General features: G+C 35.8%; 26 protein-coding genes and 1 riboswitch. Of the genes, 19 read left to right on the top strand and 7 right to left on the bottom strand.

The genetic code is table 11. The annotated features are described in order from the left end of the window. Positions 1–11 precede the first annotated feature (11 nt). The gene (locus ACFYKX_RS03235; protein ID WP_389357997.1) at positions 12–530 is read right to left on the bottom strand and encodes a hypothetical protein; all 519 of its coding nucleotides are present in this window, start codon (positions 528–530) and stop codon (positions 12–14) included. A gap of 469 nt (positions 531–999) precedes the next feature. Here ACFYKX_RS03235 and ACFYKX_RS03230 point away from each other — a divergent pair, with 469 nt between their 5' ends. The 4 genes from ACFYKX_RS03230 (at position 1,000) to ACFYKX_RS03215 (ending at position 3,760) form a co-directional block, all read left to right on the top strand. Next, positions 1,000–1,491, top strand: coding sequence for a GNAT family N-acetyltransferase (locus tag ACFYKX_RS03230; protein ID WP_389357995.1), 492 nt, complete (start codon positions 1,000–1,002; stop codon positions 1,489–1,491). Positions 1,492–2,118: 627 nt separating this feature from the next. Next, positions 2,119–2,544: a YceI family protein gene (locus ACFYKX_RS03225; protein ID WP_389357993.1), complete on the top strand. Its 426-nt coding sequence runs from the start codon at positions 2,119–2,121 to the stop codon at positions 2,542–2,544. A gap of 272 nt (positions 2,545–2,816) precedes the next feature. Beyond that, positions 2,817–3,017 carry a cold-shock protein gene (locus ACFYKX_RS03220; protein ID WP_019153363.1) on the top strand — a complete coding sequence of 67 codons (201 nt, stop codon included), beginning with the start codon at positions 2,817–2,819 and terminating at the stop codon, positions 3,015–3,017. 197 nt (positions 3,018–3,214) lie between these two features. Continuing rightward, entirely contained in the window at positions 3,215–3,760 is a 546-nt protein-coding gene (locus ACFYKX_RS03215; protein ID WP_389357991.1) for a hypothetical protein, read from the top strand. 205 nt (positions 3,761–3,965) lie between these two features. Here the strand turns inward: ACFYKX_RS03215 and ACFYKX_RS03210 are convergent, their stop codons facing one another. The 6 genes from ACFYKX_RS03210 to pgsB form a co-directional block, all read right to left on the bottom strand. Further along, the gene (locus tag ACFYKX_RS03210) at positions 3,966–4,550 is read right to left on the bottom strand and encodes a C39 family peptidase (RefSeq protein ID WP_389357989.1); all 585 of its coding nucleotides are present in this window, start codon (positions 4,548–4,550) and stop codon (positions 3,966–3,968) included. Positions 4,551–4,687: 137 nt separating this feature from the next. Then, positions 4,688–5,623 (bottom strand): hypothetical protein, encoded by a 936-nt coding sequence (locus ACFYKX_RS03205; protein WP_389357987.1) that lies wholly within the window; start codon positions 5,621–5,623, stop codon positions 4,688–4,690. A 139-nt stretch (positions 5,624–5,762) separates the two neighbouring features. Next, a complete protein-coding gene (ggt, locus tag ACFYKX_RS03200) occupies positions 5,763–7,406 on the bottom strand; it encodes a gamma-glutamyltransferase (RefSeq protein WP_389357985.1) in 1,644 nt (547 codons plus the stop codon). Between the two features lie 25 nt (positions 7,407–7,431). Next, positions 7,432–7,626 (bottom strand): hypothetical protein, encoded by a 195-nt coding sequence (locus ACFYKX_RS03195; protein ID WP_389357983.1) that lies wholly within the window; start codon positions 7,624–7,626, stop codon positions 7,432–7,434. Positions 7,627–7,640: 14 nt separating this feature from the next. Next, positions 7,641–8,090, bottom strand: coding sequence for a poly-gamma-glutamate biosynthesis protein PgsC (gene pgsC / locus ACFYKX_RS03190; protein WP_389357981.1), 450 nt, complete (start codon positions 8,088–8,090; stop codon positions 7,641–7,643). A 2-nt stretch (positions 8,091–8,092) separates the two neighbouring features. Then, a complete protein-coding gene (pgsB, locus tag ACFYKX_RS03185) occupies positions 8,093–9,292 on the bottom strand; it encodes a poly-gamma-glutamate synthase PgsB (protein ID WP_389357979.1) in 1,200 nt (399 codons plus the stop codon). Positions 9,293–9,709: 417 nt separating this feature from the next. Between pgsB and ACFYKX_RS03180 the strand changes: the two genes are divergently transcribed. From ACFYKX_RS03180 to ACFYKX_RS03110, 15 genes are all read left to right on the top strand, one after another. Then, positions 9,710–10,105, top strand: coding sequence for a GntR family transcriptional regulator (locus tag ACFYKX_RS03180; protein WP_389357977.1), 396 nt, complete (start codon positions 9,710–9,712; stop codon positions 10,103–10,105). Beyond that, a complete protein-coding gene (locus tag ACFYKX_RS03175; RefSeq protein ID WP_389357975.1) occupies positions 10,092–10,991 on the top strand; it encodes an ABC transporter ATP-binding protein in 900 nt (299 codons plus the stop codon). The genes ACFYKX_RS03180 and ACFYKX_RS03175 overlap by 14 nt, the downstream gene beginning before the upstream one ends. After that, the gene (locus ACFYKX_RS03170; RefSeq protein ID WP_389357973.1) at positions 10,966–12,945 is read left to right on the top strand and encodes a DUF6449 domain-containing protein; all 1,980 of its coding nucleotides are present in this window, start codon (positions 10,966–10,968) and stop codon (positions 12,943–12,945) included. The genes ACFYKX_RS03175 and ACFYKX_RS03170 overlap by 26 nt, the downstream gene beginning before the upstream one ends. A 36-nt stretch (positions 12,946–12,981) precedes the next feature. Beyond that, complete coding sequence (locus ACFYKX_RS03165; protein WP_389357971.1) at positions 12,982–13,515, top strand: RNA polymerase sigma factor; 534 nt, start codon at positions 12,982–12,984, stop codon at positions 13,513–13,515. Between the two features lie 364 nt (positions 13,516–13,879). Further along, positions 13,880–13,968, top strand: a riboswitch (cyclic di-GMP riboswitch). Positions 13,969–14,035: 67 nt separating this feature from the next. Then, a complete protein-coding gene (locus tag ACFYKX_RS03160; RefSeq protein ID WP_389357969.1) occupies positions 14,036–14,431 on the top strand; it encodes a DUF192 domain-containing protein in 396 nt (131 codons plus the stop codon). Then, positions 14,428–14,607, top strand: a complete 180-nt coding sequence (locus ACFYKX_RS03155) for a Flp family type IVb pilin (protein WP_389357967.1) — start codon at positions 14,428–14,430, stop codon at positions 14,605–14,607. Before ACFYKX_RS03160 ends, ACFYKX_RS03155 begins: the two co-directional genes overlap by 4 nt. A gap of 96 nt (positions 14,608–14,703) precedes the next feature. Beyond that, positions 14,704–15,222 (top strand): A24 family peptidase, encoded by a 519-nt coding sequence (locus ACFYKX_RS03150; protein WP_389357965.1) that lies wholly within the window; start codon positions 14,704–14,706, stop codon positions 15,220–15,222. Beyond that, complete coding sequence (locus ACFYKX_RS03145) at positions 15,219–15,602, top strand: TadE/TadG family type IV pilus assembly protein (protein WP_389357963.1); 384 nt, start codon at positions 15,219–15,221, stop codon at positions 15,600–15,602. The genes ACFYKX_RS03150 and ACFYKX_RS03145 overlap by 4 nt, the downstream gene beginning before the upstream one ends. A gap of 14 nt (positions 15,603–15,616) precedes the next feature. Then, complete coding sequence (locus ACFYKX_RS03140; protein ID WP_389357961.1) at positions 15,617–16,534, top strand: pilus assembly protein TadG-related protein; 918 nt, start codon at positions 15,617–15,619, stop codon at positions 16,532–16,534. Between the two features lie 9 nt (positions 16,535–16,543). After that, positions 16,544–17,221, top strand: coding sequence for a Flp pilus assembly protein CpaB (gene cpaB / locus ACFYKX_RS03135; RefSeq protein ID WP_389357959.1), 678 nt, complete (start codon positions 16,544–16,546; stop codon positions 17,219–17,221). A 48-nt stretch (positions 17,222–17,269) separates the two neighbouring features. Next, positions 17,270–18,118 carry an AAA family ATPase gene (locus tag ACFYKX_RS03130; protein WP_389357957.1) on the top strand — a complete coding sequence of 283 codons (849 nt, stop codon included), beginning with the start codon at positions 17,270–17,272 and terminating at the stop codon, positions 18,116–18,118. A gap of 176 nt (positions 18,119–18,294) precedes the next feature. Further along, positions 18,295–19,551: a CpaF family protein gene (locus ACFYKX_RS03125; protein ID WP_389359024.1), complete on the top strand. Its 1,257-nt coding sequence runs from the start codon at positions 18,295–18,297 to the stop codon at positions 19,549–19,551. Continuing rightward, positions 19,548–20,510, top strand: a complete 963-nt coding sequence (locus tag ACFYKX_RS03120; RefSeq protein WP_389357955.1) for a type II secretion system F family protein — start codon at positions 19,548–19,550, stop codon at positions 20,508–20,510. The genes ACFYKX_RS03125 and ACFYKX_RS03120 overlap by 4 nt, the downstream gene beginning before the upstream one ends. Before the next feature lie 2 nt (positions 20,511–20,512). Beyond that, on the top strand, positions 20,513–21,430 hold the full coding sequence (locus tag ACFYKX_RS03115; protein ID WP_389357953.1) for a type II secretion system F family protein: 918 nt from the start codon (positions 20,513–20,515) through the stop codon (positions 21,428–21,430). Between the two features lie 116 nt (positions 21,431–21,546). Beyond that, positions 21,547–21,969 carry a hypothetical protein gene (locus ACFYKX_RS03110; protein WP_389357951.1) on the top strand — a complete coding sequence of 141 codons (423 nt, stop codon included), beginning with the start codon at positions 21,547–21,549 and terminating at the stop codon, positions 21,967–21,969. Positions 21,970–21,985 lie beyond the last annotated feature (16 nt).

The raw sequence follows: 21,985 nt of genomic DNA, 5'->3' as shown, positions 1-21,985 counted from the left end.
TTTATTTTTCTTTACCACGTAGTCCGATTGGATAGAGCCTGGTATTGTTGTATGGTTTTAATTCTCTCTGCATCACTTACCGATGGGTCGACTTTCCAGCCCATTTTCTTTATGAACTGTCCATACCATTCTAATATTCTCGCCTGCTGATAGGCCATATGAAAATGAGCTTCCTTTACATTTTTATTTTGCATGAAAAGTGCTGATGAAAAATTATCGCCTGCTTGAGATTTTGCTGTTGAATGGGCTTCAAGAGCTATATCCTGGTCTGAGAGAGAGGAGTTTGGTTGACAAGTAGCTTGAAATGGTTTAATTTGTTCGATCGTTGGTACAGTCACGTAACCATGATGACTGGGGGAAATTAGTAACAACATTACTTTTACATGAGACTCCATTACAGCGATTTGCAGAGCTAAAATTTCCTTCAAATTAGGATGATTTGTACTACAGTAATATCGCTTCAGCTTCGTGATAACCGCATCGTGCGTTTTTAGGTGGTTGGCCATAAGCCCTAAATCAATAGCTTTCAAAACTTTTCCTCCTAATTAGGCGTTTTTACGATAGCATATGTACCCACACCTTTGTCCCGTACCAAAGTTATTAGGGACTTGTAAAAGAGAAGGGTTGTTTGCATACATATGCTTGAATGGAACGAAAAAGGGGATGGGTCTGATGGAAGAGAGAATACATGCTGGTATGTATAATATGTTTTACCGTTTTATGACGCTCTCACCAATGAAGTAGTAGTCTTTATTCACGAAGCCAATTCGCACTTGTGGGATCAAGTTCTCCCATTTCAATCCCAAATTCAATTCTAAAAATTCTTCCTAAATATAGCCATTACTCCAAGTTAGATACCCCAAGCTTATTTGCAAACGAACTACTTAATCATCTTCAATCAACTTGGATCAAACATATATAATATGATTCTTAAAAAATAGATAAAATATGAAAAATTTGGTATCCTAGGTTGGAGATTACAGAATAGGAGATTAGGTAATGGTTAAACTTCAACTTAAACAAGTTAACGAACAAAACTTCTTTGATGTTATCAATTTGAAATCCGATGAAGATCAAGTTAAAAAGTTTCAAATCTTCGAAAGATGGGTAGGTTCAAATGCTTTTTTCATAGCATTATCGTCTGTTAAAGGATGGACTTGCAAAGCCATCTATGATGGAGAAACCTTAATTGGTTTTGCAACCTATGGTTACGACCATGAAGAGCAGCGATACGAAATGGTTAGTATCATGCTAGGCTATCAGTTTCAAGGGAAAGGTTACGGGAAGAAAGCATTAAGCCTTGTACTAAATGCGATGGTTAAGGAGTTCAATTGCGAAGATATATATTTAACTGTCATCCCGGAAAATGCGCAAGCCATTCATATTTATAAGTCATTAGGCTTTGAAGCAACAGGGGAGATTTTTAAAGCCTTCCATGATGAGCATGTGTATTGTTTAAAAGTAAATGACCTTAAAGAAACCGTGGTATAAAGGCCATCGGTTTCTTTTCATGAGGCGAGGTATAAAACCGGTTCAATACACTAGCTATATGATAACAAATTGATATCTTTTTGATAGCGTATGATATCCTCGATTTTTCCTGTGTTTCTTCTTTTATATCTTCTACAGTTTTAACTCTCTTTTTTTAATCAAATCTCATGCAACCATAATGGTTTAAAACGTTTTTTTCTTCTGTTCTCATATAGTCCAAGCATTTTTGGGAATTTAGTTAAATTTTTTTTATGACGTAGGAGCGTATTTCATTGTTTAACAAGTGGTTTTTAAGTAAAGAAGCATCTAACTTTTCGTCCATTCTTTTTGTTAGCTCATTATTCAAAAGGTATTTCTTATTTCTTGGGAAAGCGCAATACTTGACATTTGTTGCGTGTTATATGTCATAACTTGTATTTTTATTGTAAAAATGTAAAAAGTTTGTCATTAAACGGAAATGTTGTTTTCTGATCCAGCCGTTAGTTCATATACATTATGTTCTCACTCATTTAATTAAATTGTCCTTAATATCAATTAAAAATGTTCGAATCTCCTATTTCATCAGTCCAAGAAGATCTTGTCTCCATTCATATAATAGAGTAAATCATCGGAAAGGAGTGATATGAAATGGGTTTAGTATGTGATTGTCGTGCCACAGCAGCTATCACAGATGGAACGATTACGATTACTCTTCCAGGTCCAATTCCACTACCAGTAACAGTAACTTACTCCATTGATGCATCAATTTGTCCTGACTGCACACCAGGTGGCAGCTTTTTTAATGCTAACTTCTCAGCTTCTGCTTTAGGATTCGACATAGCAGCAAGCTTCGAATCGACATCTGTTGGCTTACCAGTATGTGAAAACGGAGTATTAACCGTTGAAGTGGAAGGAACATTGACAGTTAATGGGGATACGTCTGAAGTAACGGCAACTGTTACGTTAAATGGAACAGAAGATGAAGTTTGTATTGATTTACCTGACGATGTCAACCTACCAATTGACATCCCATGTCTTGCAGCTGATGTAGAAGTCTTTAGCTGCGAAGCATAATAAAGGAGAGCTTGAGAGGTATTCCAACCTCTCAAGTTTTTTAATAAAACTAGGTCTCATTTTGAAGTTTTTATAAAATGTACAAAATTACATAAAATTTTTTGGCAACTTAATTAGGTTTACTTGCCTTTTCTTTCTATTTCTGTTAAGTTTAAAAAGAATTATTTTTGTTCGGTATATGCAAGGTAAGAAATTGGTCATCCTTTTCACCTCGATATTTGAGCAAGAATAGTAATACAAACGTGTGTGCTACACACTAGGAGGCAACAAAAATGGAAAACGGTAAAGTAAAATGGTTTAATGCAGAAAAAGGTTTTGGTTTTATCGAGCGTGAAGGTGGAGAAGACGTATTCGTACATTTCTCAGCTATCCAAGGCGAAGGTTTCAAAACTTTAGAAGAAGGTCAAGCAGTAACTTTTGACGTTGAGCAAGGTGCTCGTGGACCTCAAGCAGCTAACGTAAACAAAGCTTAATTATTGATTGAAACCATACAAAACAGGCCCTTTTTAAAAGGGCCTGTTTTTTTGTGCTATTTTTACCTATTTTTACTCAAGAAACGAATTAAAAATGACGAAATGGTAAGGTTACTATAAATAACGAAAATTTCATCTTGCAGAAAGGGCAAGAGGGAATAGTTAATCAAAATTTTAAATAGAAGGAGGGTTTCTGTGTGAAATCTATTCGGGCGTTATTTTTATTTGCCTTGATGTTAGCACTGTTAGCATCGTGTCAGCAGGCTGGCAAACAAGAAATACAGGAAAAAGAAGTAAAAACAAGTGACACCGAGGGATTAGAGACTGATAATGACGATCCAGAAGTGTCAATAAAAGCCAAGGAAATTGAATCTTATCCAATAAGTCTATATGATCAGGTGGAATTTGACATAGACGGTGACGGAGAGCCAGAAAACATTGAAATGTACGTAAATGCAGAACAAGATGGAGAAGGTAAATACCTATGGGACGATGGACAAGATTGGTTATTAGTTGTTAAAGACGGGGATAAAACCTACCCTTTATTTGAAGGTTGGGTGCAAATAGGTAAGCTTTCATTTTGGTTAATCGAATCAGGCGAAACCCCAATGCTCATATTATTAAAAACAGGTACTGCTGAATTTACTCTTCAAACTTTTACATTTGAAGAAAAAACACAAGGTTTTATTCAAAGGACTCATTTTAACCCTGAGAATGTAAACTTTTGGTATGGTACAAAGTAATGGGAAGTAATATATCGGCAACTATTAGTGAATATCGGCTAGTTTAAAAATAAATCGGCAACTTTTAGTGAATATCGGCAAGCTTTAAAAACCCACTCCTTTTTTAGTAGAAGGAGTGGGTTTAAAACCGAGTACGAATGGTAATTTACCTGATACCAATTCATATATAAAACACTAGTTTCTTTTAGTAAAATAGCTCATCATCTTATTTAAGATAAGTAATCGCCTGTCTTCCCATTTGCTCCCACGCTTTTTCAAAATCTTCACGATCAACTTCACGGTTTGGTTCTTGATATAACGGATCATTAATGTATACATGGTCGTCGCTATAACCTACTACTAATACACTGTGCATTCTATAAGTAATTCTAAGTTCACCAAGTCTAGTATTCCAAAGTCTAAAGTGTTCATCGCTCAATTCTTTAAACGTATCGTTTGTTACAACCCAGACTGGAAGACCCTGATCTATTTTTCGATAAATTTCCTGAACATCACTTCCAGTAAAATCGAACACGCGACCAGGTATGTACTTTTCCGCTAGATCCTTAATTGGTTTATGATAAACACCAAGGCCATCTGTTTCAAACGAGTACATATCACCAACAAACCCATCATTCAAGTGACCATGTAATTCATCCTCTTTAAAAGAGACCTTTACAATTTCTCGAGCTAAGGTCATTTTATCTACGTTAATCCCAGCATGTTGCAATAACAAGGACAAGCTCGTTACTTCACAACCTCTTGGAAGCTCAGGCATTTGCTCTACAAAAGGGGCATCAATAATTTTCATATTATCTCTCCTTATTTTATAAATAGTTTAACTATGAAGCTATTATAGAACATACTTAAAACATTAGAAAAGGTGTTATCTAATAAGGATAACACCTAAATGAAAGTAATTTAGTAGGAGTTTAATAGTAATAAAACCTATTGAAGCTCGTTTACGATATTAACTAAGGAATTGAGAACAGAATAGTATGAATCTATATCATTTCTTGGATTCCTATATTCTTTATTAATTTCTATTTGAACTGAATTTTTATGTAATACATTATAGCTGTAATTTGTTATGGTGCCTTCCGTTTCAGCAGCGAACGTTCCATTAACGGTTATGTCTGTAATGTTATTCGCCTTAAAAGCAGCTGTAAATTTATCAACTGTTTCGCTATCCATAGATTTACCGTTAATTGTGCCTAAATCTATATCGAAAGTACGTTCGGAAGCGGCTCCGTGTAAATCAATAATATATTGTATATTGTTTTCCGACACAATTTTATTCAAGGTATCTTTATAAATACCGCCTTTTATATAGTTTGGATCATCTGCAATTCTAGATGAATATACAACATGAGTATTAGTCAGTTCGCCTAAAAGAAGAGCTAGAGAACCTGTATAAATATCCGCACTTTTCACTTTTCCGTCTCGAATATGTTCAGTTGCATGTGGGGCTGATATAAGAATAGGAATACTACCTTTTTTATATTCTACTGGACGCGTTAAATAAGTATCTCCTCCATAGGAATTCATTGAAAACTGCTGTTCATAAGAAAGTATTTTTTTAAGAAAATTACTCTTATCCTCGAACATGGTAGATAATTTTTCCTCTCCTGAAAGAGAATTGTTGACCTCTGAAGTTAAATTAGATGAACTAGTAGATTCAAGATCAGTACGATTTAACTTTACTTTTCTAACAACCTTCCACATCCCCATCTTTCTTTTTGATTTGTGGAGGTGATAGCTTTGTTTTGCCACATGAAATGCTACTGGTTTTTGTTCTGCAGCTGAAACAACATGTTCATTAAATGGTATGATTTGGCTAGAAATGAAAGTAAATGATGTTAAAAGACAAATTGGTAGTTTCACCGGTATTTACCCTCCCTGCTGTAATATGGAAAACATGTTTCCATTAAATTATACCAACAGGAAGAATCATGAAACAAGGCTTAAAACTACCAATTTCATGAACATTAAAAAAATCTCCTATTTATTAAATAAGAGATCCTTAACGTATTGCCCATTTACCGCCTCTTCTAGAATCGGCAGCACCTATAATTTCTTTTTTGTCATAATTAATAATAAGAACATGGCTGGCTCCAAAGTAAGAGGGGGAGTGAGAGTAATCTAAAATATACCCCTGTTCCTGTAGTTCATTTTCTACATTTGTATCTTGTTTATTTTCAAGAGAAATCATATTCTTGTTAAACTCAGAAAAAAAACGCGCCGAAGACACTGCATCTTGGGGGTCTTCATTAAAAATACAAATTCTAATCAATATGTTTGCAATTGTAGATGGAATTCTTCTACCACCTGAACTTCCTATACCAATTATTGGTTTATCGTCTTTTGCTAGTATTAATGGTGATATATAACTATGTGGCCTCTTTCCAGCTTCATATGAATTTGGGGAATCCTTTCTTAAACTAAAATTGTCTAATTGGTTGTTTAAAAAAAAGCCATTAACATAATGACCAGAACCAAAAAAATTGCTTAAAGTATTGGTAGTAGACACCATCATTCCTTCAGAGTCTACAATAACAAAATGGGTTGTATTCCCTTGTTCTTCCATGTCAGCTTTTGAATCTAAGGGAGTCGTGCTGTTTTTATTTGTATACTCTACCTCATGTGCTAGTTTGCTTGAAAAATCTTTACTAGTTAACTTTTTTATGGGAATTGAGTTAAACTCAGGATCACCAATACTATTAAGACGGTTTTTGTAGCTTCTTTTAATAATTTCACCTAGTAGGGTAGCATAGTCTGGTAAATTACCTCTTGTTTGACTAATATTTAAAATTTCCGCCATTTGAAGAGTTTGAATCAACATGACACCTCCAGCAGGTGGCGGAGGAGCATATACGGTATATCCAGAAAAATCCCCTTTAACAGGAGCAGAAACTCTAACTTTGTAACCTCTTAAGTCTTTTCTTGTTATTTTAGATGAGTTCACAATATCTTCTGATAAATTTCCCGTGTAAAAAACACTAGAGTGTTGCTCTTTAATTTGCTTTAGTGTCGTAGCTAACTCTGATTGCACTAATAACTCTCCGGTCTTAATGGGCTTACTATTGGGATAGAAATGTTCTAACTGTTGTACGGGCATTCTATAGGCAGCATTTTTAAGGGTGGTATGTAATATTGAAGAGACTTCAATTCCTTTTTCAGCCAAATGAATTGAAGGTTCAATAAGGTCTTCAAATGGGACTACCCCAAAATCATTATGTGCCATCTCTATTCCTTTAACGAAACCAGGTACACCGATGTTTTTACTTGTTCTATGTAGGGGGGCTGTTTCCCTATAATCATAAAGGATAGGTTCCCTTTGATTAGTAGGATGAACGAGCATTAATCCTCCCCCGCCAATACCAGAAGCATAGGGTTCTAGCACAGATAATGCAAACGAAACCGCAACAGCAGCATCCACAGCGTTTCCGCCATTATTTAGAACTGCCATTCCGATTTCAACTGCCGTCGGGTTATCTGCTACAACAGAATATTTACCTAGCTCTGGTTTTCTTTTTAGTAAATCTAGATTATTAATTCTTTCATCAAGCTTCGGTAAAAGTCTGTCATCTTTGCCATAATTAAATAGAACTATTGCTATAAGAAATATGCTGATAAATAATAGCATGGATAGACGTTTTCTAGGCACTAATCATCATCCTAGTGTAGTGTAATTATAATAATACTAAAAGCAGAAGTGTTGAAATAATAATTCCAACTACAGCTTGTTGGGTCGAGTTCTTTTTTTGTTCTTTTACAAACATTAATAGAAATTGTTTAAAACTATATGAGTTTTTAAAAGAGATTTTACCCCAAATGCGTCGACCTTGTTTTGATAAAACACGAGATTTCTGAACAACTGTATTCATTTATATCATTCCTTTTAAAAAATATTAGATACATGAAAAATTGAGAAAGTAGCAATACTTAATAATAAAGTGCTTGCGGTAGTTGGTAATACACCTTGTCTTTGAATGGTATTTGCAATTAGACCTGGTACAATAATTCCAATTTCATGTAAGCCGGTCCCAGCTATAGAATCGATAGGAACCGTGAAATCAAATAATAATTTTAAGGCTATTCCCGTTAATAACATCGCTGTAAACTTACGTCTTCCATAGATAATCGTAAACTTAGAAATTCCTTTAGTTACAACGAGGAATGTAATAAAACTTATCAAGAATATCGAAATCACATAGGCAGGTTCACTCATTGTAAGTGCTAGGTAACCAGGGACAACTAGGCCAGCGGGTACAATTCCAGTTTTTTCAGCAAATAATAAGCTCAAGATTACTCCGATAATTAATGCAACCGTTATATTTGCATCGATCATTTTTATTCCACCTTTCTTAGTTCTGTATTATGAATTTTAAATTCCTCTAAGCGTTCTATTAAAGGTTCTGCAGCACCATGAATATTCCCAACACCATAAATCGTATGATTTGAGAGTACATACGGCTTAAGTGCTTTTAATAAATCTGGAGTGGACTTATATTCAAGATTTAATAGTTTTTTTGCTGGGATATTTCCTGCATTGAAATTATCCACAATAGGGGAAGTTGTTTCACCTATTAGAACAAGAACTTCACAATCAATATATGGTAATACATCTTTCGCAAACTGTTCTGTTCGGTCGACACGGTCAGCTCGACAGTTCATGATGATAACAGGTTTTTCAGTTGGATAACCGAGGGTTTTAACACGATTCCAAATATTAATGGTAGAAGAAGCATCATTTGCTGCAAAACCATTAACAAGATAACTTGGCTTTGATGAATTTCCAATCGGTAATATGGTCATTGATCCTGGATCAGGCCAAGCTTTTAACATCCCGCGAAATGCTGTTTCTTCATCGATTCCAATTGCATCTGCAACCGCTAAAGCTAATGCCGCATTTTCAGGGAAAACCATATATTCAAACTTCAGTAAAAATTCTTCAGAAACTCGTGAAGTATCACACACAATCACTTCAGTATTTCTTTCTTCAGCAATTTTCTTAAAGAAGGGTACGTAGGGACTTTCGTTAATAATTAGATGACCATTAAAAGGTATTGTCGCTGTAAAAGCATCAGCAACTTGGTCTAATGTAGGTCCTAAAACATCCATATGGTCTTCAAGAACATTAACAATAACACCGATATTTGCTTGAAGCATTTCCTCTTGGAAGGTTATTTGGTAATCGGGATTAACAGCCATGCATTCACTCACAAGTGCTTCGGCATTTAAAGAGGCAGCTTTCTTGACAACTTCTTTTTGCTCACGAATATTTGGACCTTCTGGACGGCGTTCAATGGGTTCTTCGTTGTCTTCAAACCAATACAACATACGAGCTTGAGTACCTGTTGTTTTTCCTACAGTTTTATAGCCTGCCTCAGAAATAACCCCAGTTATTAAGCGAGTGACAGTAGATTTTCCTCTAACTCCATTGATATTAATTCTTAAAGGTATAGAGTTGATATTTTTTATATGGCGATTTTTTTCAATAACTCCTAATAGAAAGATAAGCACAATAAAAAAAGAAACAATACCAAACATTAAAAAACTCCTTTCAAAAACGAACTATTCTATTTACGAGCCGCCTATTAGTAGGGACTATAATTTTAAAAATGGGATTTGGCTGGAAACACATTAATGAATACTACTCCTCAGCTAGGTAGAAGTAAAGCATATTTGGTAGGTAAATTTACCCTTAAACTACAAAAGGCATAGTGATGAGCTTTTGTCTAAATTCCAATTTATGTGAAAGAATTTGTAACCGTTTTAATAAGGGTTTGTAGATTTTAGAGTTATTTAAGACATCTATTTTTAATGAAAGTGAAAACAAATTTAAAACTGGAAATAAAAAAGAATTTTAGAAAAAACTCTTCCCATTTGGTAAAGCCTGTAATATAATTCAACTGTACTAACTGTATTACGAATCATAGTACACTAAATACAGATGGGAGGGTGACTATGTTCGAGTTGGATGTAAGGAGCAGGAAACCTATTTACGAACAGTTGGTTGATAAGCTAAAGGAACTTATCATCACGGAGATTTTTAAGTCTGATGAGCAGCTACCTTCTGTTAGAACAATGGCACAACAATTGACGATTAATCCAAATACGATCCAAAAAGCATACAGAGAACTAGAAATTCAAGGATTTATTTACTCAATTAAAGGAAAGGGAAGTTTTGTTAGTCCTTCAAGTCCTAAACAAAACAATGAGAAAATCATGAAAATTAAAAGTGAATTAGCAAAGCTTTTATCAGAGGCTATTTACCTTGGTATTACTAGTGCTGAGATTATCGAAATCATAAAGGATATAGAATCTGGGGTAGGAGGAGGGAGTGCAAATGATCAAGTTTGAAAACGTGAGTAAGTCTTTTGAGGATGCAGACGCATTAGAAAATGTAAATTTAACAATCAATAAAGGATCTATTTACGGCTTACTTGGTTCAAACGGTGCTGGAAAGACCACTTTGCTTAAGCTTCTATCTGGAATCTACATAGAGGATCAAGGATCTGTCACCATTAATGATCAATCCGTATATGAGAACACAATGATAAAAGATCAACTTTTCTTTATTCCTGACCATCCTTACTTTTTGTCTCAATATACGATTACACATATGGGGCAGTTTTATAAAAATATTTATAGTAATTGGAATGAGGAGAGATTTCAAAATTTAATTAAGGCATTTCAAATTGATCCTAAACGAAAGCTTCATCGCTTCTCAAAAGGATTACAAAGACAATGCGCCTTTATATTAGGATTATCGACCATGCCAGAATTACTGATCTTAGATGAACCGATGGATGGGCTCGATCCAGTTGTTAGAAAAAATATAAAAAGTCTCATTATTGAAGATGTCGCAGAGAGAGAAATGACGGTTCTAATTTCATCTCACAACTTAAGAGAAGTTGAAGATATTTGTGATTATGTAGGGATCCTACATAAAGGGAATATGTTAATTGAAAAAGAGTTGGACGATTTGAAGTCAGATGTTCACAAAATTCAATTAGCGTTTAAAGATGGCTCACCAGCAGACATATTTAAAGGCTTAAAACTGCTTCACAGTGAGAAGAGAGGAAGCGTGTTACTATGCATTGTCAGAGGGAACGAAGCCGATATCAGAACTAGAGTGAAAGAATACGAACCTGTCATATTTGATATCCTCCCACTAACGTTAGAAGAAATTTTTATTTATGAAATGGAGGATGTTGGCTATGCAATCAAAAATATCCTTGATTAAGAGCGAGTTTTTTAAACAGATTAGTAGAAATATTGGTTGGATCTCCATCATCTATTTTTTAACATTAGTATTTGCGATTCCACTGGATATTTTAATGACTGTTACAAATGAACATAAAGAATTTTGGGTTAAAGATAATTTATTTCAGTATAATGTGGGGCTTCAAATCATCTTAATGATCTCTATCCCTGTCTTGTTAGCAGTGTTTCTTTTCCGCTATTTACAAGTAAAACAAAGCTCAGATTTATACCATAGTTTACCCATCAAAAGAACACATATTTTCCATCAATATACATTAATTGGTTTATTGTTTCTGATCATCCCAGTTATTGCAACGGCCATCATTGTTCATTTTCAACATATAACATGGGATTTACAACCGTATTTTTCAGTAGGGGATATCTACTACTGGGCTGGGATTATGATCCTCATTAACATCATTGTTTATATGGGTGCTGTATTTATTGGGATGGTTACTGGTTTATCCATTGTACATGGCGCACTAACCTATATTTTCTTATTGCTACCATTAGGATTGCTTGTGTTAATCACTGCTAACTTACAGTACTTTTTGTATGGATTCCCACAAGACTACTTTTTAAATAGCAAGATGGAGTACTTCTCACCATTAGTTATTACTGAGCAATTAAATCATCAAAAAGTAGAGCCATTGGTCATTTGGCTGTATCTTATGGTTTCTATCGTCCTTTATGGATTATCTGTATTTCTATATAAAAAGAGAAAGCTTGAAGCTGTATCCCAGGCGCTTGTTTTTCCAATTTTACAACCTATTTTTAAATTTGGAACAACTTTTTGCTCCGCATTTTTAGTGGCATTATATCTTGGTGAAACACAAAATCAGTCTTTCGCTTGGTTAATAGCAGGGTACATTATTGGGTCATTTATTGGATATATCGTTGCTGAAATGGTCCTGCAAAAAACATGGAGAGTTTTTGGTAGTTTTAAAAGTTACTTCATTTATGTGGGTGCGTTAGCTATCATTCTTGTTGCTTTACACCTTGATGTTACGAAATACGAAGATAAAGTACCTGAACGATCAGAAATAAAAAGCGTTCACTTAAGTGAACATGCCTATTATTACTACAGTTCGGACTACCAAATCGATAAATTATCACTAGAAGAAGATCAAAACATCAAATTTGTCCAAGAATTTCATAAAGCAATCATTTCTAATAAAAATGATGTAGAAAATGAGTCGAGAAATGGAAGAGCATTTTTTGCTTATGAGCTTGAGAACGGCAAAAATCTCGTTCGTGAATATTATATTAACAAAGAATTATACAAAGAATTTATCAAGCCTATTCACGAGTCCATTGAGTATAAAGAAGCAAACAATGAGATTTTTCGCCTGAAAGAAGATGTTGAATTTATCAGCTTTAACCCTGCAGGTCCAACTGGTCGACATGCGGTTATTTCAGAACCAGAAGATATTAATGAAGTAATATCGATCTTAAAGGATGAAATCTACGCAGCATCTTATGATGAGATGTACAACAATAAAGGCTTCCAATCTCATATTTCTATGAAAATTGATGACCAACATGGAATGGACATCCTGTTTAAGCCTTCCTATAAAAAGTTAGAAGCTTGGCTGAAAGAAAAGGGATTGGCTGAAAAGGCAATGGTCGTTGAAGAGGACATTTCACATGCCTTAGTAGTAGAGGTAAGTAAACTAGAAATGGATAAGCCTGAGTACGCTTACTCCAATGAAGAGATTTTTAACAAAATGATGAAAAGCTCGGATGTGTTAGAGCTTAAGGATAGAAATGAATTGCAAATTGCTATGGATCAATCCATTGACTACTACATGGTAGAAAATGAAAGAAAAAAGAGGTATTTAGTCGCATTCTATTTTAAAAACGAAAACTACCCAGTTATACGCTCATTTGAAGATGAGTTTGCACCTGATTTTGTAAAACAATTTTTTCAATAAAATATAAAGAAAAGGTTTAGAAGGGAGGGAGCAGGTTTGGCTGAAAATCGTATGACTATGGATATAGAAGAAATTTGTTCATTGTATAGTCAACGTCTGTTTCATGTTGCTTATAGTATAACAAGAGATCACCATCATGCTCAGGACGTGGTTCAAGATACGTTTATTAAAGCGTATCAAAAATTAGATACTCTGGAGGATCACAGCAAAGTTGGAGCTTGGCTATCATCAATCGCTACTAGAACGGCCATCGATTATGTAAGAAAAGAAAAGCGTAAGAGTGAAGTTTTCTTAGAAAATTCTATAGTAGAATCAAATCAGCTACATTTTAGTTCAAGCCAGGATGTTGAAAAAGAGGTCGAATTAGCGCTTTTTGAGGAAGAAATACAGCATGTAATTAACAACTTATCTACGGACCAGAAAAATGTCTTCCTGCTCAAAATAAAGGCCGGACTAAAGGAAAAAGAAATCGCGGAAAAACTTAAGCTTAAACAAGGTACGGTAAAAACCAATTTATATCGAGCAAAGAGACATTTAAAGTCAATGATGGTGGAGAGGAGTTTGGCATAATATATTTAGAGATCAACTCGATGAGAGTTGGTCTTTTTAATATGTTCATTCTTCCAATATTTGAGAGATAGTATGTTTGTCCCAGAGGAAATAAAGTCAATTTTTTAACAAATAGAGCTTTGGTTATACCCATTTAAAAGGTTAATAAAAACGTCATATTTCGCAGAATATATACATCTATTAGCACTAGTTTTTTTAAAAAACCAGGAAATATTACAGGGGTCACTCTGTCTTAATAGGACTATAGAAGTATATATTTGCTGAATTTTCTAAAAATAAATAAGTCAAAAGCCGGATTGTCGATTTGTGTTGGTAAATTTATCATTTAGTTAAGAGATCAGTCGGATAAATAAAAAAAGCTGAATCTCGATAAAGGCAAAACTGATGAAAGTCAGTGACGCAAAGCTACAGGGGCTAAGGTGCAATCTAGCACTAGGCCAGCCAGTTACCGAAAGATTTAGGGAGTAGTCTGTCTACTTTTCACTAAACCCCCTTTCGGTAAAGGCAGGGGTTATTTTTGTTGGAGAAAAGAGGTGAAAAAGTAATGAGACTAATGAACCTGGTGAACGATCAGCAAATCGCGAATCGCGTAGGACAAGCATACAGCTTCCACAAGAGGCTAGTCGGGCTAATGTTTACAAAATCGCTAGCACCAGGGAATGGTCTACATATTAAACCCTGCCGTTCCATTCATACTTTCTTTATGAATTACCCAATTGATGTGTTGTTTTTATCTGAAGAAAATGAAGTGATCGCATGCTTCGAACATTTTTCACCGCGAAAGATCGGAAAAGTAATCCACCGTGCAAGTTCTGTAGTAGAACTTCCAGCAGGAACGATTGAGAAAACAAACACCAAAGTAGGACATAAAGTGCAATTCAAAAAAAATGATGAAAAGGGAGCGAATTTAACATGATGAACAAATTAAAAGGACTAGTAGTAGAAGAGCAAGGTCAAGGGATGACTGAGTACGGATTAGTATTAGGAGTTATTGCAGTTGGTGTGGTAGCTACACTAGTTTTATTAAAAGAACAAATTCAGGCAATGTTTGATGAAGTATTGACTAGCGTCTCAACACGTGACGATTCATAAAAAATAGAAGAAGGTCTTGCGTTAATTAACGTAAGGCCTTTTTTAAAAGGTAGAATGCATTCACAGTGAGATTCTCTTATAAAGTGAGGGATCCTTATGATTTTTGATAGCTTGTTAATCCTCGTATTACTCATTTGTCTGATAACGGACATCAAATCTAGAAAAATATATAATAAGGTCATTTTTCCAGCTCTAATAGTAGCAATAATCTTACACGCCTTTGCCCCATTTGGTTCAGGGATCTTATTTTCTTTAACAGGCTTTGGGGTGGGTTTAGCCCTATTGTTAATTCCCTATTTAATGGGTGGAATGGGTGCTGGAGACGTGAAGCTTTTAGCTCTAGTCGGGGCTTTAAAAGGAGCTATGTTTGTAATGACCACTGGCATTTACATGGCAATAATAGGAGCCCTTATTGCACTATTCGTTATCATGTTTAGAAAAGGTGCTCTAAGACGTCTTAAATCGATTGTATATACTGTTTCCAGTTACAAACATGGGATTAAGATACCACTTGCTCTAGATAAAGATGCACTACAAACAACTTATCCTTATGGTGTAGCAATTGCTGGTGGAGCATTCATGAGTTTACTAGCAAAAGGGTGGTTGATTTTATGATAAAAGACGAAAAAGGTCAGTCCCTAGTAGAAATGGCACTTTTACTACCATTATTGTTACTATTGTTGACTGGTATTTTTGACTTTGGGAGAATTTTATACTCTTATACGCATCTTCATTTAGCAACACAAGAAACGGTTCGGTTAGGTGGTTTAGGGAAAAATGATGCTGAAATCTCTGAGTTTGCTAGAAATTATATTCACTTAGGAAACCCTAACTTACTACAGATAACCATCTCTCCAAACGACACAAATCGTCAGTCTGGTGAATATATGACAGTGACATTGGATTACCCAGTTGATATCATCACTCCGTTTGTTTCAACTTTTTTTCCTACTCCTTTTATATTGTCTACCGAATCTACGATAAGAGTGGAATGAGAGGAGTTTTACACATGAAGAAACTCTTAAGGCAATTGATTCGAAGAGAAGAAGGGAACGTTATCTTACTAGTGTCTTTGTCATTTATGGGCTTATTAGTGATGGTAGGTCTTGTAATTGATGGCGGGACCATGTATATGACAAAAAGCCATTTGCAAAAAACAGCCAATGCAGCTGTTTTATCTGGCGCACAAGAGTTAACTAACCGAGAAGATTCGGTTAGAGAGGTAGTAACTGAGGTGCTAAAATCTCATCAGGAAGAAACAAGTATACAGGAACTTTCCATCACGATGGGGAAGCGTGTAGAAATAGAGTTAAAGAAGACAGTACCTCTTTCATTTTCGAAGTTATTCGGCTTTAATAGTTTAGATGTACATAGCAATGCGGCTGCTGAACTGCGTGTAATGGCTAGAGCAATAGGTGCAGCACCACTCGGTATAGATGATTCGATTGCTCTTGAATTCTATAAGAAATATCAATTAAAAGTTGATTCAACCGGGGTTGAGTATGGAAATTTTGGCGTTCTGGCTCTTGGGGGTCCAGGGGCTAATACCTATGAAGAAAACTTAAGGAAAGGGTATAACCAAGAAATTTCTGTAGGGGATATTATTGAAACCCAAACTGGTAATATAGCTGGAAAAACAAGAGCTGCAGTAAAAGAACGCGTAGATGGATGTCTCCATACGGAAACTAGTATTTATGATCGAAATTGTTCTAGAATCATCCTAATTCCGACTTATACACCGTATGAACATGACACAAACCAGATGAAAAGCATAAAGATTACTGGTTTTGCCTACTTTTACATTACTGACCCGATGGACTCTAAGGATACTTCTATAACTGGCATGTTTATAGAAAGGGCAGGTACTGGATTTGAAGGGAGTAATGGTTTAAGTAAAGGTGCTTTTGCAATCAGATTAACAGAGTAGGTGACTTTAATGAAATCGAAATTAATCATGTTTATTGCACTCTTAATGGGAGTTTTTACCACCTTTTTGTTTTTCAATTACATGAAAAAATTTGATACAACAGCTGTTATAAACGAAAACACGGTTGAGGTACTCGTGGCAAAGGAAGCCATTAAAGAGAATCAGAGAATTACATCCTCGATGGTAGAGTTAGCTCAATTGCCAAAGGACGGCGTCCATCCTCAAACACTAACAGATCTTTCTACAGTTGAAGGTAAATATGCTACGTCTGATATCGAGGCTGGAGAGGCATTATTAACTCACCGAATTAAGTCAGAGAAGGAAGAAGCATTGTTTGTTTCTAGAAAGGTTAAAGAAGGATTTAGAGGAGTATCAGTCGGGGTTAATTTCGTTCAATCCATATCCAATTTAATCGAACCAGAGGACGTAGTTGACGTTATTTTTAGTGAAGTAGTGAAAGTGAATGATAAAGATACTGTGGTGTCTAAACAAATTTTGTCAAAGGTTAGAGTGTTAGCCATTGGGAGAAAAATGATCGCTACAACCGACGAAGCTGAAGAATATGCCGAGTATAGCTCTTTAACGTTAGAGCTAAGTCCAGAGGATTCTCTTGTATTAGTAAATGCATCTGAACGCGGTCATATCCACTTTACTTTACATACGAAAATAGAGTCTCCGAAAAAGTAGATACAATGAGTAGTTAAAGGAATTTAGATTAGTTAGGGGTGAACATTCATGACCAGCAATCACAATTTTCAACAGACTAGCAAGAGGCGAGGGGAAATGATTGCCGTCTGTAGTGCCAAAGGAGGTATAGGGCGAACAACGCTTACAGTAAATTTAGCCGTAGCCCTATTTAAAAAGAACATATCTATCAGTATTCTAGATGGTGATTTTCAATTCGGTGATATTGGTCTTGCTATGGACTTACAATCTACTTTTACCATCAAAGATGTCGTTGAAGAAATTGATCGTCTGGATGAATTTAGCCTTGCAAGCTTTCTATGCAATCACGAAAGTGGTGTGAAGGTCTTACAAGCTCCAGAAAGACCGGAATTTGCAGAGTTAGTTACAGATGAAAAGCTTAGTAAAATACTAGATTTATTGTTAATGCAGCAAGATTATGTGGTCGTGGACACTGGGGTGGGTTTACAAGAAAGAACGCTTAATATCGTAGAAAAAGCAGATCAAATCTTAGTGGTCACTAATCTTGAAATGGCTGCACTTAAAAATACGAAACTTCTACTTGAAACGTTAGATATATTAGGGTTTAGGGATAAAGTAAGGATTGTTATTAATCGTGCAACGATGGAAAGTGTTATAAAAGCAGGGGATGTTCCAGATATTTTAGGGGAAGCAGAACCTATTTATATACCTAACGATTTTCAAATCGCATCTCAAGCCTTAAACATCGGCATCCCTTTTGTCATCAATCAAGGAAAATCAGAGCTAGCAAAATCTGTTTTTAAAATGGCAGAACAACTAACCACTCGTCGTGAGATTTCGATGATTCGATCAGCGAAGCCTTCTATTATCTCAAAGCTTTTTAATCGAAAGCGCTTAAGAGAGGAGACAGTAGAATGAGTCTATTAAACCGGATTAAGGAAAAAGAACAGGCGCGTGAAGAGAATCCAACAATCGAAACGAATGTATCCATTCAACAACCTAACTACCTTCCTAAAAAGGACTTAGTCTCTACATATAGGGAAGTACGAAAACAAGAAACACAGAAAAATAGGACCACTACATCTTCTATTGATATGCATCAAGAGCTGAAAAATAGGCTACACAAAGAGATTCTAGCAGAGTTAAAAGATGACAATGTAGATGAGATTATACCAAAACTAGATGGAATGGCGATTGAAATTATCAAAGAGGATGAGGCGTTTCGAGGAAAGATTGATCGTAAACGTGTGGTTGATGAACTCATTAATGATCTAACAGGCTTTGGGCCAATCAACCCATTACTGCTAGATGAAAATGTAACAGAGGTAATGGTAAATGGGGCGAACAAAGTTTACTGTGAGCGTAAAGGAAAGATAGAACTAACGAATATAAGGTTCAGGGATGACGAACATGTCATGAATATAATTGAAAAGATTGTAGCTCCTATCGGTCGGCGAATTGACGAAAGTAGCCCGATGGTAGATGCACGCTTACCTGATGGTTCACGTGTGAATGCCATCATTCCTCCGCTCGCGTTAAAAGGGCCAACGATCACCATTAGAAAGTTTTCTAAGGACCCGTTTACCGTTGAAGATATGATCAATTTTGGCACACTAACAGAAGAAATGTCGATTTTCTTAGATGCATGTGTAAAAGCGAAACTTAACATTTTTGTTAGTGGAGGAACAGGATCTGGTAAAACAACAACCTTAAACGTTCTATCCAATTTTATTCCTTATGATGAACGGATTATCACGATTGAAGACGCTGCTGAGTTACAACTCGGGCAGGAGCATGTTATTTCACTGGAATCACGTCCACCAAACATTGAAGGGAAGGGTGCCATAACGATACGTGACTTGGTGAGAAACTCTCTAAGGATGAGACCAGATCGTATTGTCATCGGCGAGGTTCGTGGTGGGGAAGCGCTAGATATGCTCCAAGCCATGAACACGGGTCATGATGGTTCCTTGGCAACAGGGCACTCCAATAGTCCACGTGATATGATTGCACGACTAGAAACAATGGTTTTACTTGCCGGTGTTGATTTACCAATTAAAGCAATCCGTGAACAAATTGCAGGAGCCGTCGATGTCATTATTCAACAATCTAGATTAAAGGATGGCTCTAGAAAAATTGTCAATATTACTGAAGTGCAAGGTCTTGAGGGAGATGTTGTAGTCTTACAGGATATTTTTGTGTACAAGCAAGAAGGAGTAGATACAACTGGGAGAATACGAGGTAGACTTGTTCCGACTGGTGTGCGCCCTAAGTTCTACGAGAGACTCGAAAGCTCAGGCATCCATATTCCAGCCTCTGTCTTTATAGAAGGGGAGGATTGGAGAGCATGAAATGGTTCTTAATGATTCTGGTGTTATTTTCGACATTTCTGTTTTTTACTTCTATCCTTCAAATGATTTTATTTAGAGATAAAAGCTTAGAAAAAAGAATGAAGCGATATTTAGCTTTGAATGAGAAAACAAGCTTAGACCGAAATAAGTTCAATCTGCTTCTCCAAATGCAGTTAACCAAGCAAAAAATTCGCAAACAAGTGTTAACGAAGGATAAAAACTCGAAACTGGAAATGATGTTGAATCGGGCAGGATTAGAGTTGAGGCCAGAGGAGTATGTTCTATTTCAATGGATTTCCATTGCGTTAACTGCCGGGCTTTTATATTTGGCCTCAGACAATTTCTTCTTATTAATGATTGGTGGAATAATAGGTTACTTATTACCAAGAATGTTCGTGAAGATAAAGCAGAAAGAACGTATGACTAAATTTAATGAAAATTTACCTGATATGCTATCTACAGTTGTAGGTTCTCTCCGTGCTGGTTTTAGCTTTCCACAAGCGCTCAAGACAGTGGTTGAGGAAGCACATTCGCCGATAAAAGAGGAAATGGAAATTGTCTTACGTGAAATGCAATATGGTAGTAGCGTAGAAGATTCGTTATATAATCTAAAGGAAAGAATGCCAAGTGAAGATCTAGATTTAATGATTCAAGCGATTCTCATCCAAAGGCAGGTTGGAGGGAATTTAGCTACCGTTCTAGAGAAAATTGTAGAAACGATTAGAGACCGGACAAAAATTCAACGGCAAGTCGTAACGCTAACCGCACAGGGAAGATTATCAGGGATTGTAATTGGACTATTGCCACCAGCACTTGCACTATTTATCTATTTAATAGAGCCTTCTTACATCAGTACATTATTTTCTCATCCAGTAGGGATTGCATTAGTGACGGTTGGTTTCATATCAGGAATCATTGGTTTCCTGCTTATTCGGAAACTAACAACCATTGAGGTGTAGTTATGATCTATATTACCTTTTTTTGCATGATTACATGTACGATTTATGGTCTTTACACACTAAAAGTAGAGAAATCAAAAAAGATAAATAATAGGTTGTCCAAATTAAAAAATGACCACGCAGCGGAAGAGGTTCTAGGTTCGAATGAAAATAAGAATCGAAAATTCCGTGAAAGAATCATTGTCCCTATTTGGAAAGAGTTTAAGAAAAGTTTCAAACGGAGAATGCCAGGGGACAAAGCCGTTGAATTAGAACTTAACCTATTGCAGGCCGGAAATCCCTTTGGAATGACACCAATCGAGTATCGTTTGATTCAGGTGGCATTATTCATCATCATCCCCTTTTTGTTTGGAGGGTATGGGATGGCTCTAAGTAGTAATGCTGCTGTTGCCATTCTATTTATTATTTTTGGTATGTTGGTCGCAATGATGCTGCCTAAGATGTACATCAAGCAAAAGATTAAAACAAGAAATCAACTCGCTCTTAGAGAACTGCCAGATGTACTAGACTTACTTACTGTAAGTTTAGAAGCAGGCCTAGGATTTGACTCAGCTATTAGTAAAGTTGTGTCAAAGAAGAATGGCGTACTGGCAAGTGAGTTTCATCGGTGCCTAGAAGAAATCAGACTTGGAAAAACAAGAAGGGAAGCACTATCAGGTATTCGTGATCGTCTTTCTTTTGATGAGATGAGAACACTAATAAGTAGTATACTTCAGGCCGAAAAACTTGGAATCGGAATGGTACAAGTACTGCGTATCCAATCAAATGAAGTTCGCGACCGCAGAAAGCAACGTGCTGAAGAGCAGGCCATGAAAGCTCCGATTAAAATGCTTTTTCCACTTGTCCTTTTTATCTTCCCAAGTATCTTTATCGTATTACTAGGACCGGCTGTTATCCAGTTTCTAGAGGCTTTTAAATAGGGGATAAGTCTAAAGGTATTTATCCTAACGGGGTAGATACCTTTCATTTTCTATGCTCTTATTTACAAAAAATGTTACAATAACATACAGAACTGGATAACGAGAAGGAGAACAAAATGAAAGTTATTAAATTTTTCGTGATTTTTATAGTTGCTTTAGGTGTAATTGGTTACGGTCTTTACCATTTTGGCACCAGCTTTGCTTCTGAAAAACTAGTTGATACGGTTACAACGGAGTTAGAAAGCAGTGGAGAATTAGAGAAAATCAAACAAACAATCGAAAGTGATCCAGAGCTAAGTGCTTTTATTGCAGAAGCTAAAACTGCTGACACAAGCAGTCTGCCATTTTCCACAAAAGAGGAAGCAACGAAAATTTTGATTAAAAAAGTCGGTATAACCGAATTAAATAATATCCGGATGAAAGTGCAAAATGGGTCAGCAACGACAGAGGAAATACTAGCAGATATTCAGAACAAATTAACTGAAGAGGAAATATTGGCTTTAAAAGTGATTGCTTATAAGAAATTATATAATAAGTGAAGGCTCTTTTCGTAGA

This window comes from Cytobacillus spartinae, assembly GCF_042865285.1.
GTDB lineage: Bacteria > Bacillota > Bacilli > Bacillales > Cytobacillaceae > Robertmurraya_A > Robertmurraya_A spartinae.
Note: the sequence above shows the minus strand (reverse complement) of the source record. Positions and strands in the feature narration are given on the sequence as shown.

Coding starts and splice junctions, on each gene's coding strand:
- ACFYKX_RS03145 (WP_389357963.1), top strand. CDS start 15,219: ATGATAAAAGACGAAAAAGGTCAGTCCCTAGTAGAAATGGCACTTTTA.
- ACFYKX_RS03130 (WP_389357957.1), top strand. CDS start 17,270: ATGACCAGCAATCACAATTTTCAACAGACTAGCAAGAGGCGAGGGGAA.
- ACFYKX_RS03140 (WP_389357961.1), top strand. CDS start 15,617: ATGAAGAAACTCTTAAGGCAATTGATTCGAAGAGAAGAAGGGAACGTT.
- ACFYKX_RS03175 (WP_389357975.1), top strand. CDS start 10,092: ATGATCAAGTTTGAAAACGTGAGTAAGTCTTTTGAGGATGCAGACGCA.
- pgsC (WP_389357981.1), bottom strand. CDS start 8,090: ATGATCGATGCAAATATAACGGTTGCATTAATTATCGGAGTAATCTTG.
- ACFYKX_RS03110 (WP_389357951.1), top strand. CDS start 21,547: ATGAAAGTTATTAAATTTTTCGTGATTTTTATAGTTGCTTTAGGTGTA.
- ACFYKX_RS03115 (WP_389357953.1), top strand. CDS start 20,513: ATGATCTATATTACCTTTTTTTGCATGATTACATGTACGATTTATGGT.
- ACFYKX_RS03180 (WP_389357977.1), top strand. CDS start 9,710: ATGTTCGAGTTGGATGTAAGGAGCAGGAAACCTATTTACGAACAGTTG.
- ACFYKX_RS03220 (WP_019153363.1), top strand. CDS start 2,817: ATGGAAAACGGTAAAGTAAAATGGTTTAATGCAGAAAAAGGTTTTGGT.
- ACFYKX_RS03230 (WP_389357995.1), top strand. CDS start 1,000: ATGGTTAAACTTCAACTTAAACAAGTTAACGAACAAAACTTCTTTGAT.
- ACFYKX_RS03195 (WP_389357983.1), bottom strand. CDS start 7,626: ATGAATACAGTTGTTCAGAAATCTCGTGTTTTATCAAAACAAGGTCGA.
- ACFYKX_RS03120 (WP_389357955.1), top strand. CDS start 19,548: ATGAAATGGTTCTTAATGATTCTGGTGTTATTTTCGACATTTCTGTTT.
- ACFYKX_RS03125 (WP_389359024.1), top strand. CDS start 18,295: ATGCATCAAGAGCTGAAAAATAGGCTACACAAAGAGATTCTAGCAGAG.
- ACFYKX_RS03170 (WP_389357973.1), top strand. CDS start 10,966: ATGCAATCAAAAATATCCTTGATTAAGAGCGAGTTTTTTAAACAGATT.
- cpaB (WP_389357959.1), top strand. CDS start 16,544: ATGAAATCGAAATTAATCATGTTTATTGCACTCTTAATGGGAGTTTTT.
- ACFYKX_RS03150 (WP_389357965.1), top strand. CDS start 14,704: ATGATTTTTGATAGCTTGTTAATCCTCGTATTACTCATTTGTCTGATA.
- ACFYKX_RS03155 (WP_389357967.1), top strand. CDS start 14,428: ATGATGAACAAATTAAAAGGACTAGTAGTAGAAGAGCAAGGTCAAGGG.
- ACFYKX_RS03225 (WP_389357993.1), top strand. CDS start 2,119: ATGGGTTTAGTATGTGATTGTCGTGCCACAGCAGCTATCACAGATGGA.
- pgsB (WP_389357979.1), bottom strand. CDS start 9,292: ATGTTTGGTATTGTTTCTTTTTTTATTGTGCTTATCTTTCTATTAGGA.
- ACFYKX_RS03210 (WP_389357989.1), bottom strand. CDS start 4,550: ATGAAAATTATTGATGCCCCTTTTGTAGAGCAAATGCCTGAGCTTCCA.